Source organism: Streptomyces mauvecolor, from assembly GCF_039532965.1.
GTDB lineage: Bacteria > Actinomycetota > Actinomycetes > Streptomycetales > Streptomycetaceae > Streptomyces > Streptomyces violascens.
In genome coordinates, this window is the sequence record NZ_BAAASQ010000028.1 from 13,977 (window position 1) to 27,685 (window position 13,709).

Annotated in this window: 13 protein-coding genes; 9 read left to right on the forward strand and 4 right to left on the reverse strand. The window is 72.7% G+C overall.

Annotated features, from left to right (window positions below; all coding sequences use genetic code 11):
• The first annotated feature begins 15 nt into the window (after window positions 1-15).
• The 6 genes from rimO to ABD346_RS31160 all read left to right on the forward strand — a co-directional run bounded on the left by rimO (window position 16) and on the right by ABD346_RS31160 (window position 4,220).
• Window positions 16-1,485, forward strand: a complete 1,470-nt coding sequence (gene rimO / locus ABD346_RS31135; protein ID WP_344379416.1) for a 30S ribosomal protein S12 methylthiotransferase RimO — start codon at window positions 16-18, stop codon at window positions 1,483-1,485.
• Window positions 1,482-2,150 (forward strand): CDP-diacylglycerol--glycerol-3-phosphate 3-phosphatidyltransferase, encoded by a 669-nt coding sequence (gene pgsA / locus ABD346_RS31140; RefSeq protein ID WP_344379417.1) that lies wholly within the window; start codon window positions 1,482-1,484, stop codon window positions 2,148-2,150. The genes rimO and pgsA overlap by 4 nt, the downstream gene beginning before the upstream one ends.
• A complete protein-coding gene (locus tag ABD346_RS31145) occupies window positions 2,147-2,656 on the forward strand; it encodes a CinA family protein (RefSeq protein ID WP_344379418.1) in 510 nt (169 codons plus the stop codon). The genes pgsA and ABD346_RS31145 overlap by 4 nt, the downstream gene beginning before the upstream one ends.
• A 109-nt stretch (window positions 2,657-2,765) precedes the next feature.
• Complete coding sequence (locus tag ABD346_RS31150) at window positions 2,766-3,155, forward strand: helix-turn-helix domain-containing protein (RefSeq protein WP_053726410.1); 390 nt, start codon at window positions 2,766-2,768, stop codon at window positions 3,153-3,155.
• A 197-nt stretch (window positions 3,156-3,352) separates the two neighbouring features.
• Complete coding sequence (locus ABD346_RS31155) at window positions 3,353-3,823, forward strand: Dps family protein (protein ID WP_189969353.1); 471 nt, start codon at window positions 3,353-3,355, stop codon at window positions 3,821-3,823.
• A 166-nt stretch (window positions 3,824-3,989) separates the two neighbouring features.
• The gene (locus ABD346_RS31160; RefSeq protein WP_344379485.1) at window positions 3,990-4,220 is read left to right on the forward strand and encodes a hypothetical protein; all 231 of its coding nucleotides are present in this window, start codon (window positions 3,990-3,992) and stop codon (window positions 4,218-4,220) included.
• Here ABD346_RS31160 and ABD346_RS31165 read toward each other — a convergent pair.
• The 3 genes from ABD346_RS31165 to ABD346_RS31175 all read right to left on the reverse strand — a co-directional run bounded on the left by ABD346_RS31165 (window position 4,168) and on the right by ABD346_RS31175 (window position 10,475).
• Window positions 4,168-4,932, reverse strand: coding sequence for an SDR family NAD(P)-dependent oxidoreductase (locus ABD346_RS31165; protein ID WP_344379420.1), 765 nt, complete (start codon window positions 4,930-4,932; stop codon window positions 4,168-4,170). The two genes, ABD346_RS31160 and ABD346_RS31165, sit on opposite strands and share 53 nt — an antisense overlap.
• Before the next feature lie 63 nt (window positions 4,933-4,995).
• Window positions 4,996-5,763 (reverse strand): DNA-formamidopyrimidine glycosylase family protein, encoded by a 768-nt coding sequence (locus ABD346_RS31170; protein WP_344379421.1) that lies wholly within the window; start codon window positions 5,761-5,763, stop codon window positions 4,996-4,998.
• Between the two features lie 86 nt (window positions 5,764-5,849).
• Window positions 5,850-10,475, reverse strand: coding sequence for an ATP-dependent helicase (locus ABD346_RS31175; RefSeq protein WP_344379423.1), 4,626 nt, complete (start codon window positions 10,473-10,475; stop codon window positions 5,850-5,852).
• Window positions 10,476-10,531: 56 nt separating this feature from the next.
• On the opposite strand from ABD346_RS31175, the gene ABD346_RS31180 reads away from it, so the two are divergent.
• The 3 genes from ABD346_RS31180 to ABD346_RS31190 all read left to right on the forward strand — a co-directional run bounded on the left by ABD346_RS31180 (window position 10,532) and on the right by ABD346_RS31190 (window position 12,663).
• Window positions 10,532-11,359 carry a helix-turn-helix transcriptional regulator gene (locus ABD346_RS31180; RefSeq protein WP_344379424.1) on the forward strand — a complete coding sequence of 276 codons (828 nt, stop codon included), beginning with the start codon at window positions 10,532-10,534 and terminating at the stop codon, window positions 11,357-11,359.
• 189 nt (window positions 11,360-11,548) lie between these two features.
• A complete protein-coding gene (locus ABD346_RS31185) occupies window positions 11,549-12,358 on the forward strand; it encodes an AzlC family ABC transporter permease (RefSeq protein WP_344379425.1) in 810 nt (269 codons plus the stop codon).
• Window positions 12,355-12,663, forward strand: coding sequence for an AzlD domain-containing protein (locus ABD346_RS31190; protein ID WP_344379426.1), 309 nt, complete (start codon window positions 12,355-12,357; stop codon window positions 12,661-12,663). Before ABD346_RS31185 ends, ABD346_RS31190 begins: the two co-directional genes overlap by 4 nt.
• 113 nt (window positions 12,664-12,776) lie before the next feature.
• Here ABD346_RS31190 and ABD346_RS31195 read toward each other — a convergent pair whose 3' ends face one another.
• A complete protein-coding gene (locus tag ABD346_RS31195; protein WP_344379427.1) occupies window positions 12,777-13,709 on the reverse strand; it encodes a hypothetical protein in 933 nt (310 codons plus the stop codon).

Below are 13,709 nucleotides of genomic sequence, written 5' to 3' on the forward strand. Positions count from 1 at the left end.
AGTAGTCTTGAGTCCATGCCCGAACGCCGCACCGTCGCCCTTGTCACTCTTGGCTGCGCCCGTAACGAGGTGGACTCGGAGGAGCTCGCAGGCCGCTTGGCAGCGGACGGCTGGGAGCTCGTCGAGGACGCATCGGACGCTGACGTCGCCGTCGTCAACACCTGCGGATTCGTCGAAGCCGCCAAGAAGGACTCCGTCGACGCCCTCCTCGAAGCCAACGATCTCAAGGATCACGGCAGGACCCAGGCCGTCGTCGCCGTCGGCTGCATGGCCGAGCGGTACGGCAAGGACCTCGCCGAGGCGCTGCCCGAGGCCGACGGCGTGCTCGGCTTCGACGACTACGCCGACATCTCCGACCGCCTCCAGACCATCCTCAACGGCGGCATCCACGCCTCGCACACCCCGCGCGACCGGCGCAAGCTGCTGCCGATCAGCCCGGCCGAGCGGCAGGCGGCCCCCGACGTGGCGCTGCCCGGGCACGCCCAGGACACCGCCCCCGAGGACCTCCCCGACGGTCTCGCGCCCGCCTCCGGGCCGCGCGCACCGCTGCGGCGCCGCCTCGACACCAGCCCGGTCGCCTCGGTGAAGCTGGCCTCCGGCTGCGACCGTCGCTGCTCGTTCTGCGCCATCCCGTCCTTCCGCGGCTCGTTCATCTCCCGCCGCCCCAGCGACGTGCTCGGCGAGACCCGCTGGCTGGCCGAGCAGGGTGTCAAGGAGGTCATGCTGGTCTCCGAGAACAACACCTCGTACGGCAAGGACCTCGGCGACATCCGGCTGCTCGAAACGCTGCTCCCGGAGCTCGCCGCGGTCGACGGCATCGAGCGGGTACGGGTCAGCTACCTCCAGCCCGCCGAGATGCGGCCGGGCCTCATCGACGTACTGACGTCGACCGAGAACGTCGTGCCGTACTTCGACCTCTCCTTCCAGCACTCGGCGCCCGGCGTGCTGCGCGCGATGCGGCGCTTCGGCGACACCGAGCGGTTCCTCGAACTGCTCGACACGATCCGCGCCAAGGCGCCGACGGCCGGTGTGCGGTCCAACTTCATCGTCGGCTTCCCCGGTGAGACCGAGGAGGACTTCAAGGAGCTGGAACGCTTCCTCACGGCCGCCCGCCTCGACGCCATCGGCGTCTTCGGCTACTCCGACGAGGAGGGCACCGAAGCGGTCGGCTACGAGGGCAAGCTGGATGCGGACACCATCGCCGAGCGGCTCGCGCACCTGTCGAGGCTCGCCGAGGAGCTCACCGCGCAGCGCGCCGAGGAGCGCATCGGCGACACCGTGCGCGTCCTGGTCGAGACCGTCGACGACGAGGACGGGGCGGTCGGCCGCGCCGAGCACCAGGCGCCCGAGACCGACGGACAGGTGATCTTCACCGAGAGCGCCGGCCTTGCGCCCGGCCGTATCGTCGAGGCCAAGGTGGTCGGTACCGAAGGTGTCGACCTGGTGGTCGAACTGCTTGACGGGGTTGAGGAGGCGGGCAGATGACCGGAGTCCCGGCATCGGCGGCGGGCGGTACCGGCCGGACGCCGGCGCCCGGCGGCAAGCTGGGCGCTGCGGCCGTCAACCAGGCCAGCCTCTGGAACATCGCCAACATCCTCACGATGATCCGGCTCGTGCTCGTGCCGGGCTTCGTCATGCTGCTGTTCGCGGACGGCGGGTACGACCCGGCGATGCGGGCCTGGGCCTGGGTGGCCTTCGCCGTCGCCATGATCACTGACATCTTCGACGGGCACCTGGCACGCACGTACAACCTGGTCACCGACTTCGGGAAGATCGCCGACCCGATCGCCGACAAGGCGATCATGGGAGCCGGGCTGATCGGCCTCTCGCTGCTCGGTGATCTGCCGTGGTGGGTCACCGGAGTCATCCTGTTCCGGGAACTCGGGATCACGCTCATGCGTTTCTGGGTCATCAGGCACGGAGTGATTCCGGCCAGCCGCGGTGGAAAGCTCAAAACCCTCGCCCAGGGCACCGCGACCGGAATGTATGTGCTCGCGCTGACGGGTCCGCTGGCCACCCTGCGCTTCTGGGTGATGGCCGTCGCGGTGGTGCTCACGGTCGTCACGGGGCTCGACTATGTGCGTCAGGCGATTGTGCTGAGGCGCAAGGGACTTGCCGCGCAGCGCGCCGCGGGGGGATCCGCGTTGTGAGCGAGGCGGCCCGGGTTCTGCACCTGCTCACGGAGCGTGACCAGACGCTTGCGGTGGCGGAGTCGCTGACGGGCGGGCTGGTGGCCGCCGAGCTGACGTCGGTGCCCGGTGCCTCGCGCGTTTTCCGCGGTTCGGTGACGGCGTACGCGACCGAGCTGAAGCGGGACGTCCTGGGGGTGGACGGGACCCTTCTGGCCGAGCGCGGAGCGGTCGATCCCGACGTCGCGCTGCAGATGGCGGCGGGGGTGCGCGAGGTGCTCGGGTCGAGCTGGGGGATCGCGACCACGGGCGTCGCCGGCCCCGAACCACAGGACGGCCAACCGGTCGGGACGGTATACGTTTCGGCCGTTGGTCCGGCGGGAGCCAAGAAAACCGTCGCATTGCGGTTGAACGGCGACCGGGCGGAAATTCGTATGGAGAGTGTACGCAGCGTGCTCGAACTGCTCTCCAGTGAACTCCGCAAGGATGGGCGGGCACAGGATACGGAACAGAACGGGGGGATTTGATGTTTGCAGCCCTGAGTGAACACGACATCGCTCCCCGCACGGCCGCGGCGCGAGGCGGTACGGTGGGGCGTGAAGGATGCGGCTACGCGGTCCGAGGAGGGAGCCACCGATGATTCTGCTCCGTCGCCTGCTGGGTGACGTGCTGCGTCGGCAGCGCCAGCGCCAGGGCCGTACTCTGCGCGAAGTCTCCTCGTCCGCCCGAGTCTCACTCGGCTATCTCTCCGAGGTGGAGCGGGGGCAGAAGGAGGCTTCCTCCGAGCTGCTCTCCGCGATCTGCGACGCGCTTGACGTACGGATGTCCGAGCTCATGCGGGAAGTGAGCGACGAGCTGGCACTCGCCGAGCTCGCTGCCTCTGCGGCAGCGAGTGACCCGGTGCCGGTGCGTGCGCCGGTACGTCCGATGCTCAATTCGATCTCCGTGACGTCGGTGACTGGTGTGCCGACGGAGCGGGTGACGATCAAGGCGCCCGCGGAAGCGGTGGACGTCGTCGCGGCCTGATAGTCAGGCTCGCGCCCAGGCTTGTACTGAGCCCCGGTCGGTCACCAGGTGACCAGCCGGGGCTCAGCCCTTTTCCGCCGTGACCGTTTTAGGGCTTCTGTGGCAGGGTGGTAGGAGATCGCGCAAACGTCCGCATGGCCCGTACGAGCGTTCCTCTCGAGCCGGCGCGGACGTTCCGTCCGGAGTGGAGGAAATGCATGTCCTACATCAAGAGCCCGCTGTCCGACGCCGACCTCAAGGTGGTCGGCGACGCGCTGCAGGGCGCGCTGGTGGATCTCGTGGACCTCTCGCTGGTGTCCAAGCAGGTGCACTGGAACGTGGTCGGCCCGCGGTTCCGGTCCGTGCACCTCCAGCTCGACGAGGTCGTCGACACCGCGCGGCTGCACTCGGACACGGTGGCCGAGCGGGCCTCCGCCGTCGGCGTCAGCCCGGACGGGCGCTCCGCCACGGTGGCGAAGTCGAGCGCGATCGACACCGTTCCGGACGGCTGGATCAAGGACGCCGAGGCCGTGAAGGTCCTGGTCGACGCGCTCGGCATCGTGATCGGCCGGATGCGCGAGCGCATCGAGGCGACCGCCGACCCGGACCCGATCAGCCAGGACATCCTCATCGGGCTCACGGCCGACCTCGAGAAGCACGCGTGGATGTTCCAGGCGGAGACCGTCTGAACCGCCGCACGCCACCATGCGCCGCCGCGCACGGATACACGATGAACGGACCCGGTCGTACGCGGTGAACCGCGGGGGACCGGGAGCGCGCCCGGCCTGCGCCCGTGCGCCCTCCCCACGGGATGTCCGACGGTCTAGCGTCGGCCCGAGGAGGCGGCCCATGGCGGTGGCGGTGCGTTGGGTGCCCGCGCTGGTCGTTGCGGCGCTGTGGTGGTGGGCCGTGCTGCGCATGGTGCTGGTGCCCGGTCGGACGGGGTTCGTCGAGGGCGCGATGGTCGCGGGCGGCTGGGGGCTGAGCCTGCTGCCGGTCCATGTGACACCTGGGCCGAGCGCGCGGTCGGGCTCTACCAGGGCATCGAGACGCCCCCGTTGGGACGGAGGATCTGACCCGTCGTGAATCCCGAGGCGTCCGCGGCGAGATGCAGTACCGCGTGCGCGATGTCCTCGGGCTCGCCGAGCCGGGCGAGCGGGGAGAGCCGCAGCATCATCGACTCGATCTGCTCCTGCTGCTCGGCGGCGTGCCGGCCCGTCATGGCGGTGCGGACCCAGCCGGGGGCGATGGCGTTCACACGAATTCCGTGCGGGCCGAGCTCCGCGGCGAGCGTCCTGGTGAGCTGGACGACCGCGACCTTCGAGACGCTGTAGCAGAACAGGCCGGGCCGTGAGGAGTCCACGGCGCCCGAGGCCATGGTGACGATGGAGCCCCGGATGCCGCGCGCGATCATCGTGCGGGCCGCCTCCTGGCAGGCGTGGAGCACGCCCCGGAAGTTGACGGACAGCACCCGGTCGAGGTCGGCGTCCTCGGTCTCCAGGACCGAGCTGGTGTGCATGATGCCCGCGATCGCCGCCACGACGTGGACGGGTCCTGCGGCTTCCAGGGCCGCCTTCACCTGCGCGCGGTCCGAGACGTCCAGCGGGTGGACATGGGCGGTGCCGCCCGCCTTGGCGATCAGCGCCCGGGTCTCGGCCAGGCCCATCTCGTCGCGGTCCGCGCAGTGCACCGCGGCACCGGCCTCCGCGAGGAGGAGGGCACTGGCGCGGCCGATCCCGCTCGCTGCGCCGGTGACGAAGGCCGTGCGGTCGCTGAGGTCGTACGCCGTGAGGGGCATGCCGGGACGGTACGACTGGATCTGACAGGCCGTCAATATCCGGGAGAGGTCATGGACGGGACGTCAAAGGGCGGGCGAGGGCTGGCACTTGGGGCACCAGTAGGTGGGCCGCTCGCGGCCCGAGGGGTCGCGCTGGGTGGCGGTGCGGATGGGGGTCCGGCAGCGCGGGCACGGCCGGCCGGCCCGGCCGTAGACGTATGCCTGGCGGACCGGGCGGTCCTTGTTGGCTTCCAGGAGCTGCTTCGCGACGGCCACGAGACGCTCGGGGGAGGGGAGTTCGCCGATCGGCAGCCAGGGGACGGCCCGGATCGCGAAGCAGATCTCCGACTTGTACACGTTGCCCACCCCGGCGAGGTTGCGCTGGTCGAGCAGGGCGTCGCCGATGGTGCGGGCCGGGTCCTGGAGGAGGTTGCGCAGAGCCGAATCGGCGTCCCAGCCGGGGCCGAGGAGATCGGGACCCAGGTGGCCGACCGCCTTGGACTCGTCCCGGGTGCGGAGCAGTTCGAGCACGGGCAGCCGGTAGCCGACGGCCGTGTGCCCGGCGTTCCCGAGGATCGCCCGGATCTGGTGAGCGGGCCCGCCGCCCCAGCGCTCGCCGGGCTCGTAGATCCGCCAGGACCCGTCCATCCGCAGGTGGGAGTGCAGGGTGAGCCCACCCTCGATCCGGGTCAGCAGATGCTTGCCGCGCGGGGTCACATCGAGGACGGCCCGCCCGGTGAGATCCGCCGTGGCGAACCGCGGCACCCGCAGATCGGACCGGGTCAGGACCTGCCCGGCCAGTGCCGCGTGCAGCCGCCGCGCGGCCTGGTAGACGGTGTCACCTTCGGGCATGAGTCCATTCTGCCGGGGTCGGGGACGGTTGGCCTCGCCCGGGCGGTGCGGGCAGGACGGCTGCCGTGCCTTCGCTCGCAGGCGCGTCAGGGTCTCAGGCGCAGCCCCCTCGGGGTCGGAACGAAGCCCGCCGTCTCGAGGGCGCGGGCCAGCGAGGACGTGAGGGCGGGGTCGCCGTTGGCCCGCTCCACGGTGATCGTGCCGAGCCGGCCCGCCCGCGCCGCCCGCGCCAGGGCCCCGCAGGCCGCGGTCAGCGCCGGATCGTCCGGCCCGGTCGCCCAGGCGAGCAGGGACTTGCCGCCGCGCTCCAGATACAGCACGAGCTCGCCGTCGACCAGCACGACCATGGAGCCCGCCTTGCGGCCCGGCTTGTGGCCGGCCCCGCCCGGCGGCTCGGGCCACGGCAGCGCCGCACCGTACGCATTGGCCGGGTCGGCAGCCGCCAGGACGACGGCCTGCGGGGCGGTGTGCGCGTCGGCGCCCCGGTCCCGGGCGGTCGCGGCCGCCCGCAGCCGGTCCACCGCGCCGTCCATCGCGAACTGGGCCGCGCCGAGCCCCTCGACCACATAGCCGCGCCGGGCCTGCCCGCTGTCCTCGAACGCCGCCAGGATCCGGTACGTCGCCGAGAAACCGCCCTCGACGCCCTCGGCCTGCACCGCGCCCCGGGTGACCACGCCGTGCCGGTCCAGGAGGGTGCGGGCCAGGGCGTGGGCGCGATGGGTCGGATCGGGCTCGCGGGGCGGGAGCAGCGACCAGCGGCCCGAGACCGTCGGCGGCCCGGTGCGCGAGGCAGGACGGGCCGCGGCGGTCAGGGTGCCGTAACGGCCGCGCGGGACGGGCCGCTTGGCGCGGTGGGCGGTGGAACCCGCGGTGCGCCCGGAGCCGAGCAGGGAACGCAGCGGCGCGAGCGTGTCGTTGGTGAGCCGCCCGGACCAGGCCAAGTCCCATACCGTGTCGGCGAGTTGGGGATCGGTCGCCTCCGGGTGGGTGGTGGCGCGGACCTGGTCGGCGAGCTGGCGGAAGAACAGGCCGTAGCCGGGGGCCAGCGCGGTGAGCACCGACTCGTGGAGCGCGGTCAGTTCGAGCGGATGCGGGGGCGGCAGGAGCAGCGGGGCCGCGTCGGCCACGTACAGGGAGATCCAGCCGTCCTTGCCGGGCAGTGCGCCCGCCCCGGCCCAGACGACCTCGCCGGTCGTGGTGAGCTCGTCGAGGAGGCCCGGGCTGTAGTCGGAGACCCGGGACGGCAGGATCAGCTTCTCCAGGGCGGAGGCCGGGACGGCGGCGCCCTGCAACTGCTCCACGGCGCGGGCCAGCCCGTCGATGCCCCGCAGGCCGTTGCTGCCCAGATGCTGCCACTGGGGGAGGAAGGTGGCGAGCGCGGCGGGCGGCACCGGCTCCAGCTCCTGGCGCAGCGCGGCCAGGGAGCGGCGCCGCAGCCTGCGCAGGATCGTCGCGTCGCACCACTCCTGGCCGATGCCCGCCGGATGGAACTCGCCCTGGACGACCCGGCCCGAAGCCGCGAGGCGTTGCAGCGCGCCGTCCGTGACCGCCGTGCCGAGGCCGAACCGGGCCGCGGCGGTGGCCGAGGTGAACGGGCCGTGCGTGCGCGCGTACCGGGACAGCAGGTCGCCGAGGGGGTCCTTCACCGGCTCGGTGAAGGCCTCGGGGACACCGACCGGCAGCGCGGTGCCCAGCGCGTCCCGCAGCCGCCCCGCGTCCTCGATCGCCGCCCAGTGATCGGTGCCGGAGACGCGGACCCGGATGGCGCGGCGCGCGGCGCCCAGTTCCGGGGCCCAGCCGGGCTCGGCGCCCCGGGCCGCCAGCTCGGCGTCGGTGAGCGGCCCGAGGACCCGCAGCAGGTCGGCGACGCCCTCGGCGTCCTTGATGCGGCGGTCCTCGGTGAGCCACTGGAGCTCCTGCTCCAGCTCCGTCAGGACCTCGGCGTCCAGCAGCTCGCGCAGCTCGGCCTGGCCGAGCAGCTCGGCAAGCAGGCGCGAGTCGAGGGAGAGCGCGGCGGCCCGCCGTTCGGCGAGCGGGGAGTCGCCCTCGTACAGGAACTGCGCGACATAGCCGAACAGGAGGGAGCGGGCGAACGGGGACGGCTCCGGTGTGGTGACCTCGACCAGACGCACCCTGCGGGCTTCCAGATCCCCCATCAGCTCGGTCAGGCCGGGGACGTCGAAAACGTCCTGGAGGCATTCGCGGACCGCTTCGAGGACGATCGGGAACGACCCGAACTCGCTTGCCACCTGGAGCAGTTGAGCCGCCCGCTGGCGCTGCTGCCACAGCGGGGTGCGCTTGCCCGGGCTGCGCCGGGGCAGCAGCAGGGCGCGGGCGGCACACTCGCGGAACCGGGAGGCGAACAGCGCGGAACTGCCCACCTGGTCGGTGACGATCTGCTCGATCTCGCCCTTGTCGAACACCGTGTCCGCCGCCCCCACGGGGGCCTGTTCGCTGTCGTACGTCGAGTCGAGGTGCGCCGGGTCCTGGTCGAGGAGGTCCAGACCCATCAGGTCGGCGTCGGGCAGCCGCAGCACGATGCCGTCGTCGGCATGCATGACCTGGGCGTCCATGCCGTACCGCTCGGCAAGCCGGGCGCCGAGCGCGAGCGCCCAGGGGGCGTGCACCTGGGCGCCGAAGGGGGAGTGGATGACCACGCGCCAGTCTCCGAGCTCGTCCCGGAAACGCTCGACCAGGATCGTCCGGTCGTCCGGGACGTGACCGCAGGCGCGGCGCTGCTCGTCGAGATAGCCGATCACATTGTCCGCGGCCCAGGCGTCGAGACCCGCGCTCAGCAGGCGCAGCCGGGCGTCGTCGGGGGTGAGCGAGCCGACCTCGCGCAGGAACGCGCCGAGCGCGCGGCCCAGTTCGAGCGGGCGGCCCAGCTGGTCGCCCTTCCAGAACGGCAGCCGGCCGGGCACCCCGGGCGCGGGCGAGACCAGGACCCGGTCGCGCGTGATGTCCTCGATCCGCCAGGAGGTGGTGCCCAGGGTGAACACATCGCCCACCCGTGACTCGTACACCATCTCCTCGTCGAGCTCGCCGACCCGGCCGCCGCCCTTCTTCGGGTCGGCCCCGGCCAGGAAGACGCCGAACAGGCCGCGGTCGGGAATGGTGCCGCCCGAGGTGACCGCGAGCCGCTGCGCGCCGGGGCGGCCGGTGACCGTGCCCGCCACCCGGTCCCACACCACCCGCGGCCGCAGCTCCGCGAAGGCGTCGGACGGATAGCGGCCCGCCAGCATGTCGAGAACCGCCGTGAACGCCGACTCGGGAAGCGCGGCAAAGGGAGCGGCCCGGCGCACCAGCGCCATCAGGTCGTCCACCTGCCACGTGTCGAGCGCGGTCATCGCGACCAGCTGCTGGGCCAGCACATCCAGCGGATTGGACGGAATGCGCAGCGACTCGATCGCCCCCGTGCGCATCCGCTCGGTGACCACCGCCGACTGGACCAGGTCGCCGCGGTACTTGGGGAAGACCACCCCCGTGGAGACCGCGCCCACCTGGTGGCCCGCCCGACCCACCCGCTGCAGTCCGGACGCCACCGACGGCGGCGACTCGACCTGGACGACCAGATCCACCGCGCCCATGTCGATGCCCAGTTCAAGACTGGACGTGGCCACCACCGCCGGAAGACGGCCCGCCTTCAGGTCCTCCTCCACGAGCGCCCGCTGCTCCTTGGAAACCGAGCCGTGGTGCGCCTTGGCGAGCAGCGCGGGGGCGCCCGCCGCGGCGCCCGAACCTCCCATCAGATCCGCCGGGGAATGAGCCTCGGGAAGCGGCGCGCCCATGGCACGCTCGTACGCGATCTCGTTGAGCCGGTTGCACAACCGCTCCGCAAGGCGGCGGGAGTTGGCGAACACGATGGTCGAGCGGTGTGCCTGAACCAGGTCGACGATGCGCTCCTCGACATGGGGCCAGATCGACGGCTTCTCGGCCCCCTCCTGGGCCTCGGCCGCCGGGGAGCCGGCCAGCTCGCCCAGGTCCTCCACCGGCACGACCACCGACAGGTCGAACTCCTTGGCGGAGGGCGGCTGGACGATCTCGACCTTGCGCTGCGGGGACAGATAGCGCGCCACCTCGTCCACCGGTCGTACCGTCGCCGACAGGCCGATCCGGCGGGCCGGCTTCGGGAGCAGCTCGTCCAACCGCTCAAGGGACAGCGCCAGATGGGCACCCCGCTTGGTGCCCGCGACCGCGTGCACCTCGTCCAGGATCACCGTCTCGATGCCCGCGAGCGCCTCGCGCGCGGCGGACGTGAGCATCAGGAACAGCGACTCGGGCGTGGTGATCAGGATGTCCGGCGGCCGGGTGGTGAGAGCCCGGCGCTCGGCGGGCGGGGTGTCCCCGGACCGGATGCCGACCCGCACCTCCGGCTCGGGCAGCCCGAGCCGCACCGACTCCTGGCGGATCCCGGTCAGCGGCGAGCGCAGATTGCGCTCCACATCGACCGCGAGGGCCTTGAGCGGAGACACGTACAGCACCCGGCAGCGCTTCTTCGGCTCGGCGGGCACAGGCGAGGCCGCCAGCCGGTCGAGCGCGGCGAGGAACGCGGCGAGGGTCTTGCCGGACCCGGTCGGGGCGACGACCAGGACGTCCGAACCCTCCGCGATCGCCCGCCAGGCGCCCTCCTGCGCCGCGGTGGGCGCGGTGAAGGCCCCCGTGAACCAGCCGCGCGTCGCGGGCGAGAAGGAGTCCAGCGCTGTCCTTGCCATGGTCCCCATCGTGCACCCACCCACTGACAACGGCCCGGACCTGCGAGAATGAAGCTGTGGACGGGGTCGAGGAATGGGCGCGGCACTGGCAGTACTCCGAGCTGCCCGGCCTCGATCTGCTCCGGGCCCGCTATGTGAGCCACTCCTTCCCGCGCCACGCTCACGAGGGGTTCGTCTTCGGAGCCGTACGCAGCGGCATCGAGAACGTGATCATGCCCGGCGGGACGATCCCGGCCCACCCCGGCACCGTCGTCATGATCAACCCCGAAGTCCCGCACGCCGCCCACGCCGGAGTCCCCGAGGGCTGGACGTACGCCACGCTCTACCCCTCGGCGCAGCTCGTCGCCGACATCGCCGCGGAAACCACCACGCTGCGCGGCACCGCCGGATTCGCCGAGACCATCGTCGAGGACCCGGACACCGCACTGCTCATCCAGGACGTGCACCGGGCGGCTGAGCAGGGCAACGCACTCGCAGCCGACAGCGTGTTCCGCATCGCCGTCGCCCGGCTCCTTCGCCGCCACGGCCACGCCCTGCCCGAGCGGACGGCCCGCTCGGCGGGCGCGCGCGCCGCGGCCGCGGCGAGATTCCTGCTGGTGGAGCGGCTCGCGGCCCCGCCGTCCCTGGAGCAGCTGGCCAAGGAGCTCGACACCAGCACGTTCGCGCTGCTGCGCGCCTTCAAGGCGGAGTACGGCCTGCCGCCCCACGCCTGGCTGACGGGCGAGCGCGTACGCCGGGCAGCCCGTCTCCTGGACGGCGGAACCCCGCCCGCCGAGGCCGCCGTCGCCGTGGGCTTCACCGACCAGCCGCACCTCAATCGCCACTTCACCCGGATCGTCGGCGTCACGCCCGGCGCATATCGCCGCGAGCGCGCAGGAACGTAGGCGGCGCGGGCGGGCGTGAAAGCAGGCGTGAGCGTGCGTGAAGGCAGGCGTGAGCGTGCGTGAAGGCAGGTGCGCGAGACCGTCAGCCGACAAGAACGCCGGGCGTGCGAGACCGCCGGTCGTGCAAGAACGCCGGTCGTGCAAGAACGTACAAGAACCGAAGCGCCGCCTTCTTCTAACGTCCACGGCGTGGCAGCAGAACAGACAGCACCCCCAGAGATACGCCCCGAGACCGGGGGCAAACCCGATGCGGCCGTCGTCCGCGACGCCCTGGGCGTCGGCGTGGCCGTCGGGCTCTCCGGCTTCGCCTTCGGAGTGACCTCGGCCGGATCGGGACTCGGCCTCCTGCAGACGTGCGCGCTCAGCCTGCTCGTCTTCACCGGAGCCTCGCAGTTCGCGCTCGTCGGCGCGCTCGCGGCCGGCGGAAACCCGTTCACCGCGGCGGCCGGCGCCTTCTTCCTCGGCACCCGCAACGCCTTCTACGGGCTGCGCCTGTCCCAACTTCTGGCACTGCCGAGGGCGTTGCGCCCCCTGGCCGCCCAGTGGGTGATCGACGAGACCACCGCGGTCACCCTCGCCCAGCCCACCCGGCGGGCCGCGCGGATCGGCTTCACCGTCACCGGCCTCACCCTCTACGTGCTGTGGAACCTGACCACGCTCGCCGGAGCGCTCGGCGCGCAAGCCCTGGGCGACACCGACGCCTGGGGGCTCGACGCCGCCAGCCCGGCCGTCTTCCTCGCGCTCCTCGCGCCGATGCTCAAGAGCTCCACCGAGCGCATCACGGCCGCCCTCGCCGTCGTCCTCGTCCTGGCCATGCTGCCGGTGCTGCCCGCGGGCGCGCCCGTCCTGGTCGCAGCCCTGGCCGCGCCCGTCGTGCTCTTCCTGAAGGGGCGGAGCACACCGGGGGAGACAGGGGCGGACGCGGGGGCTCGCACCCACGCCGCCGCCCCGGGTGCATCCGAAGGAATCGGGAACTCCGCGAAGGGACAAGCGCGTTGAACGTCTGGATCGCCATCGCGGCCACCGCCGTCGGCTGCTACCTCGTCAAGCTCCTCGGGCTGCTGGTCCCGGCAGGCGCCCTGGAGCGACCGCTGGTCAAGCGCCTTGCCGCGCTGCTGCCGGTGGCACTGCTGGCCGCGCTCACCGCCCAGCAGACCTTCGGCACCGGCCACCAGGTGCTGCTCGACGCCCGGGCGGCCGGGCTCGCGGCGGCGGCCGTCGCGCTGGTGCTGCGCGCCCCGTTCCTGGTGATCGTCGGCGCCGCCGTACTCGTCACGGCGGGTGTACGGGCCCTGGGCGGCTGAGCGGCAGGTGCCGGGGCGGGGCGGCCGGTACGCCGAGGCGTCCCGGCGGCCGCCTCGTCCGCCCGGCCCTGCCGGAGACGCCGCCCGTCCGTACGGACGGGCGGCCGCCAGGGTCACCCGATCGTGCGGCCGTGGGCGCGCAGTGTGCGCAGCGCCTCGATCGTCACCATGGGGCGGCACTCCAGGGCCGTGCCGGGCGCCCACGCCCGCCAGTGGATCGGCCAGCCGCCGTCCTCCTGCTGCTCGGCCTCCAGGTGATCGAGCGAGCGCTGCATCTCCTCGTCGGTGAACCACCGGCGGGCCAGCGACTCGGGCACGGCCGCGTAGTGGTGCGGAAAGTGACGCTCGCCCGGGGCGTATCCCTCGGAAACCGGGTAGTCGGCGATCCGCGCCGGGTCGAGCACCGCGAGGCCCTGCTCCCGGACGAGCCGGCCGAGCCGGTCCGCGGCCGCCTCGGCCCGGGAACGGTCGGGGGCGCCGTCCAGGAAGGCGACCGCCGCCTCGACCTCGTACGGATGCGACGTCTCCAGCGAGTCGACCGTGGCCCAGCAGAAGTCGGTCGCCCGGAAGAGCCACGCGTGCCACACCTGGTTGCGGTGCAGCAGCCCCACCACGGGGCCGGTGGTCAGCAGGGCGCTGGGCGGGTCGTCGACGATCGGGACGAACGGCGCCGCCGGATAGCCGCGCTGCGAGGGGTGCAGCGCGGGCAGGGCGCCGTCCTTGGTGGAGATGTCCGTCAGATAGCGGCACATCCGCTCCACGCGCTGCCCGCCGAGCCGGCCGACCGAGTCCAGGATCCGCAGCGCGTGCGCGGTGTGCAGGGGCTGGCTGACGGGACCGCGCAGATCGGGTTCGAGGGCATGGCCGTAGCCGCCGTCGTCACCCTGATAGGCGGAGAGTGCCGCCTCGACGGCGTCGGCGTCCTTGCCGAGGAAGTGGTAGGCGAACCGGCGCTGTTCGAGCACCCTGGCTGTCAGCCAGATGAAGTGCGCGGCGCGCGCCAGTGGTGAGTCGGGGGAGTGGGGGGATGCTCCGGAACCAGCCAT

Excerpts from the sequence above, each read along its gene's own strand:
- rimO (WP_344379416.1), top strand. The coding sequence starts at position 16 with ATGCCCGAACGCCGCACCGTCGCCCTTGTCACTCTTGGCTGCGCCCGT.
- pgsA (WP_344379417.1), top strand. The coding sequence starts at position 1,482 with ATGACCGGAGTCCCGGCATCGGCGGCGGGCGGTACCGGCCGGACGCCG.
- ABD346_RS31150 (WP_053726410.1), top strand. The coding sequence starts at position 2,766 with ATGATTCTGCTCCGTCGCCTGCTGGGTGACGTGCTGCGTCGGCAGCGC.
- ABD346_RS31155 (WP_189969353.1), top strand. The coding sequence starts at position 3,353 with ATGTCCTACATCAAGAGCCCGCTGTCCGACGCCGACCTCAAGGTGGTC.
- ABD346_RS31165 (WP_344379420.1), bottom strand. The coding sequence starts at position 4,932 with ATGCCCCTCACGGCGTACGACCTCAGCGACCGCACGGCCTTCGTCACC.
- ABD346_RS31170 (WP_344379421.1), bottom strand. The coding sequence starts at position 5,763 with ATGCCCGAAGGTGACACCGTCTACCAGGCCGCGCGGCGGCTGCACGCG.
- ABD346_RS31175 (WP_344379423.1), bottom strand. The coding sequence starts at position 10,475 with ATGGCAAGGACAGCGCTGGACTCCTTCTCGCCCGCGACGCGCGGCTGG.
- ABD346_RS31195 (WP_344379427.1), bottom strand. The coding sequence starts at position 13,709 with ATGGCTGGTTCCGGAGCATCCCCCCACTCCCCCGACTCACCACTGGCG.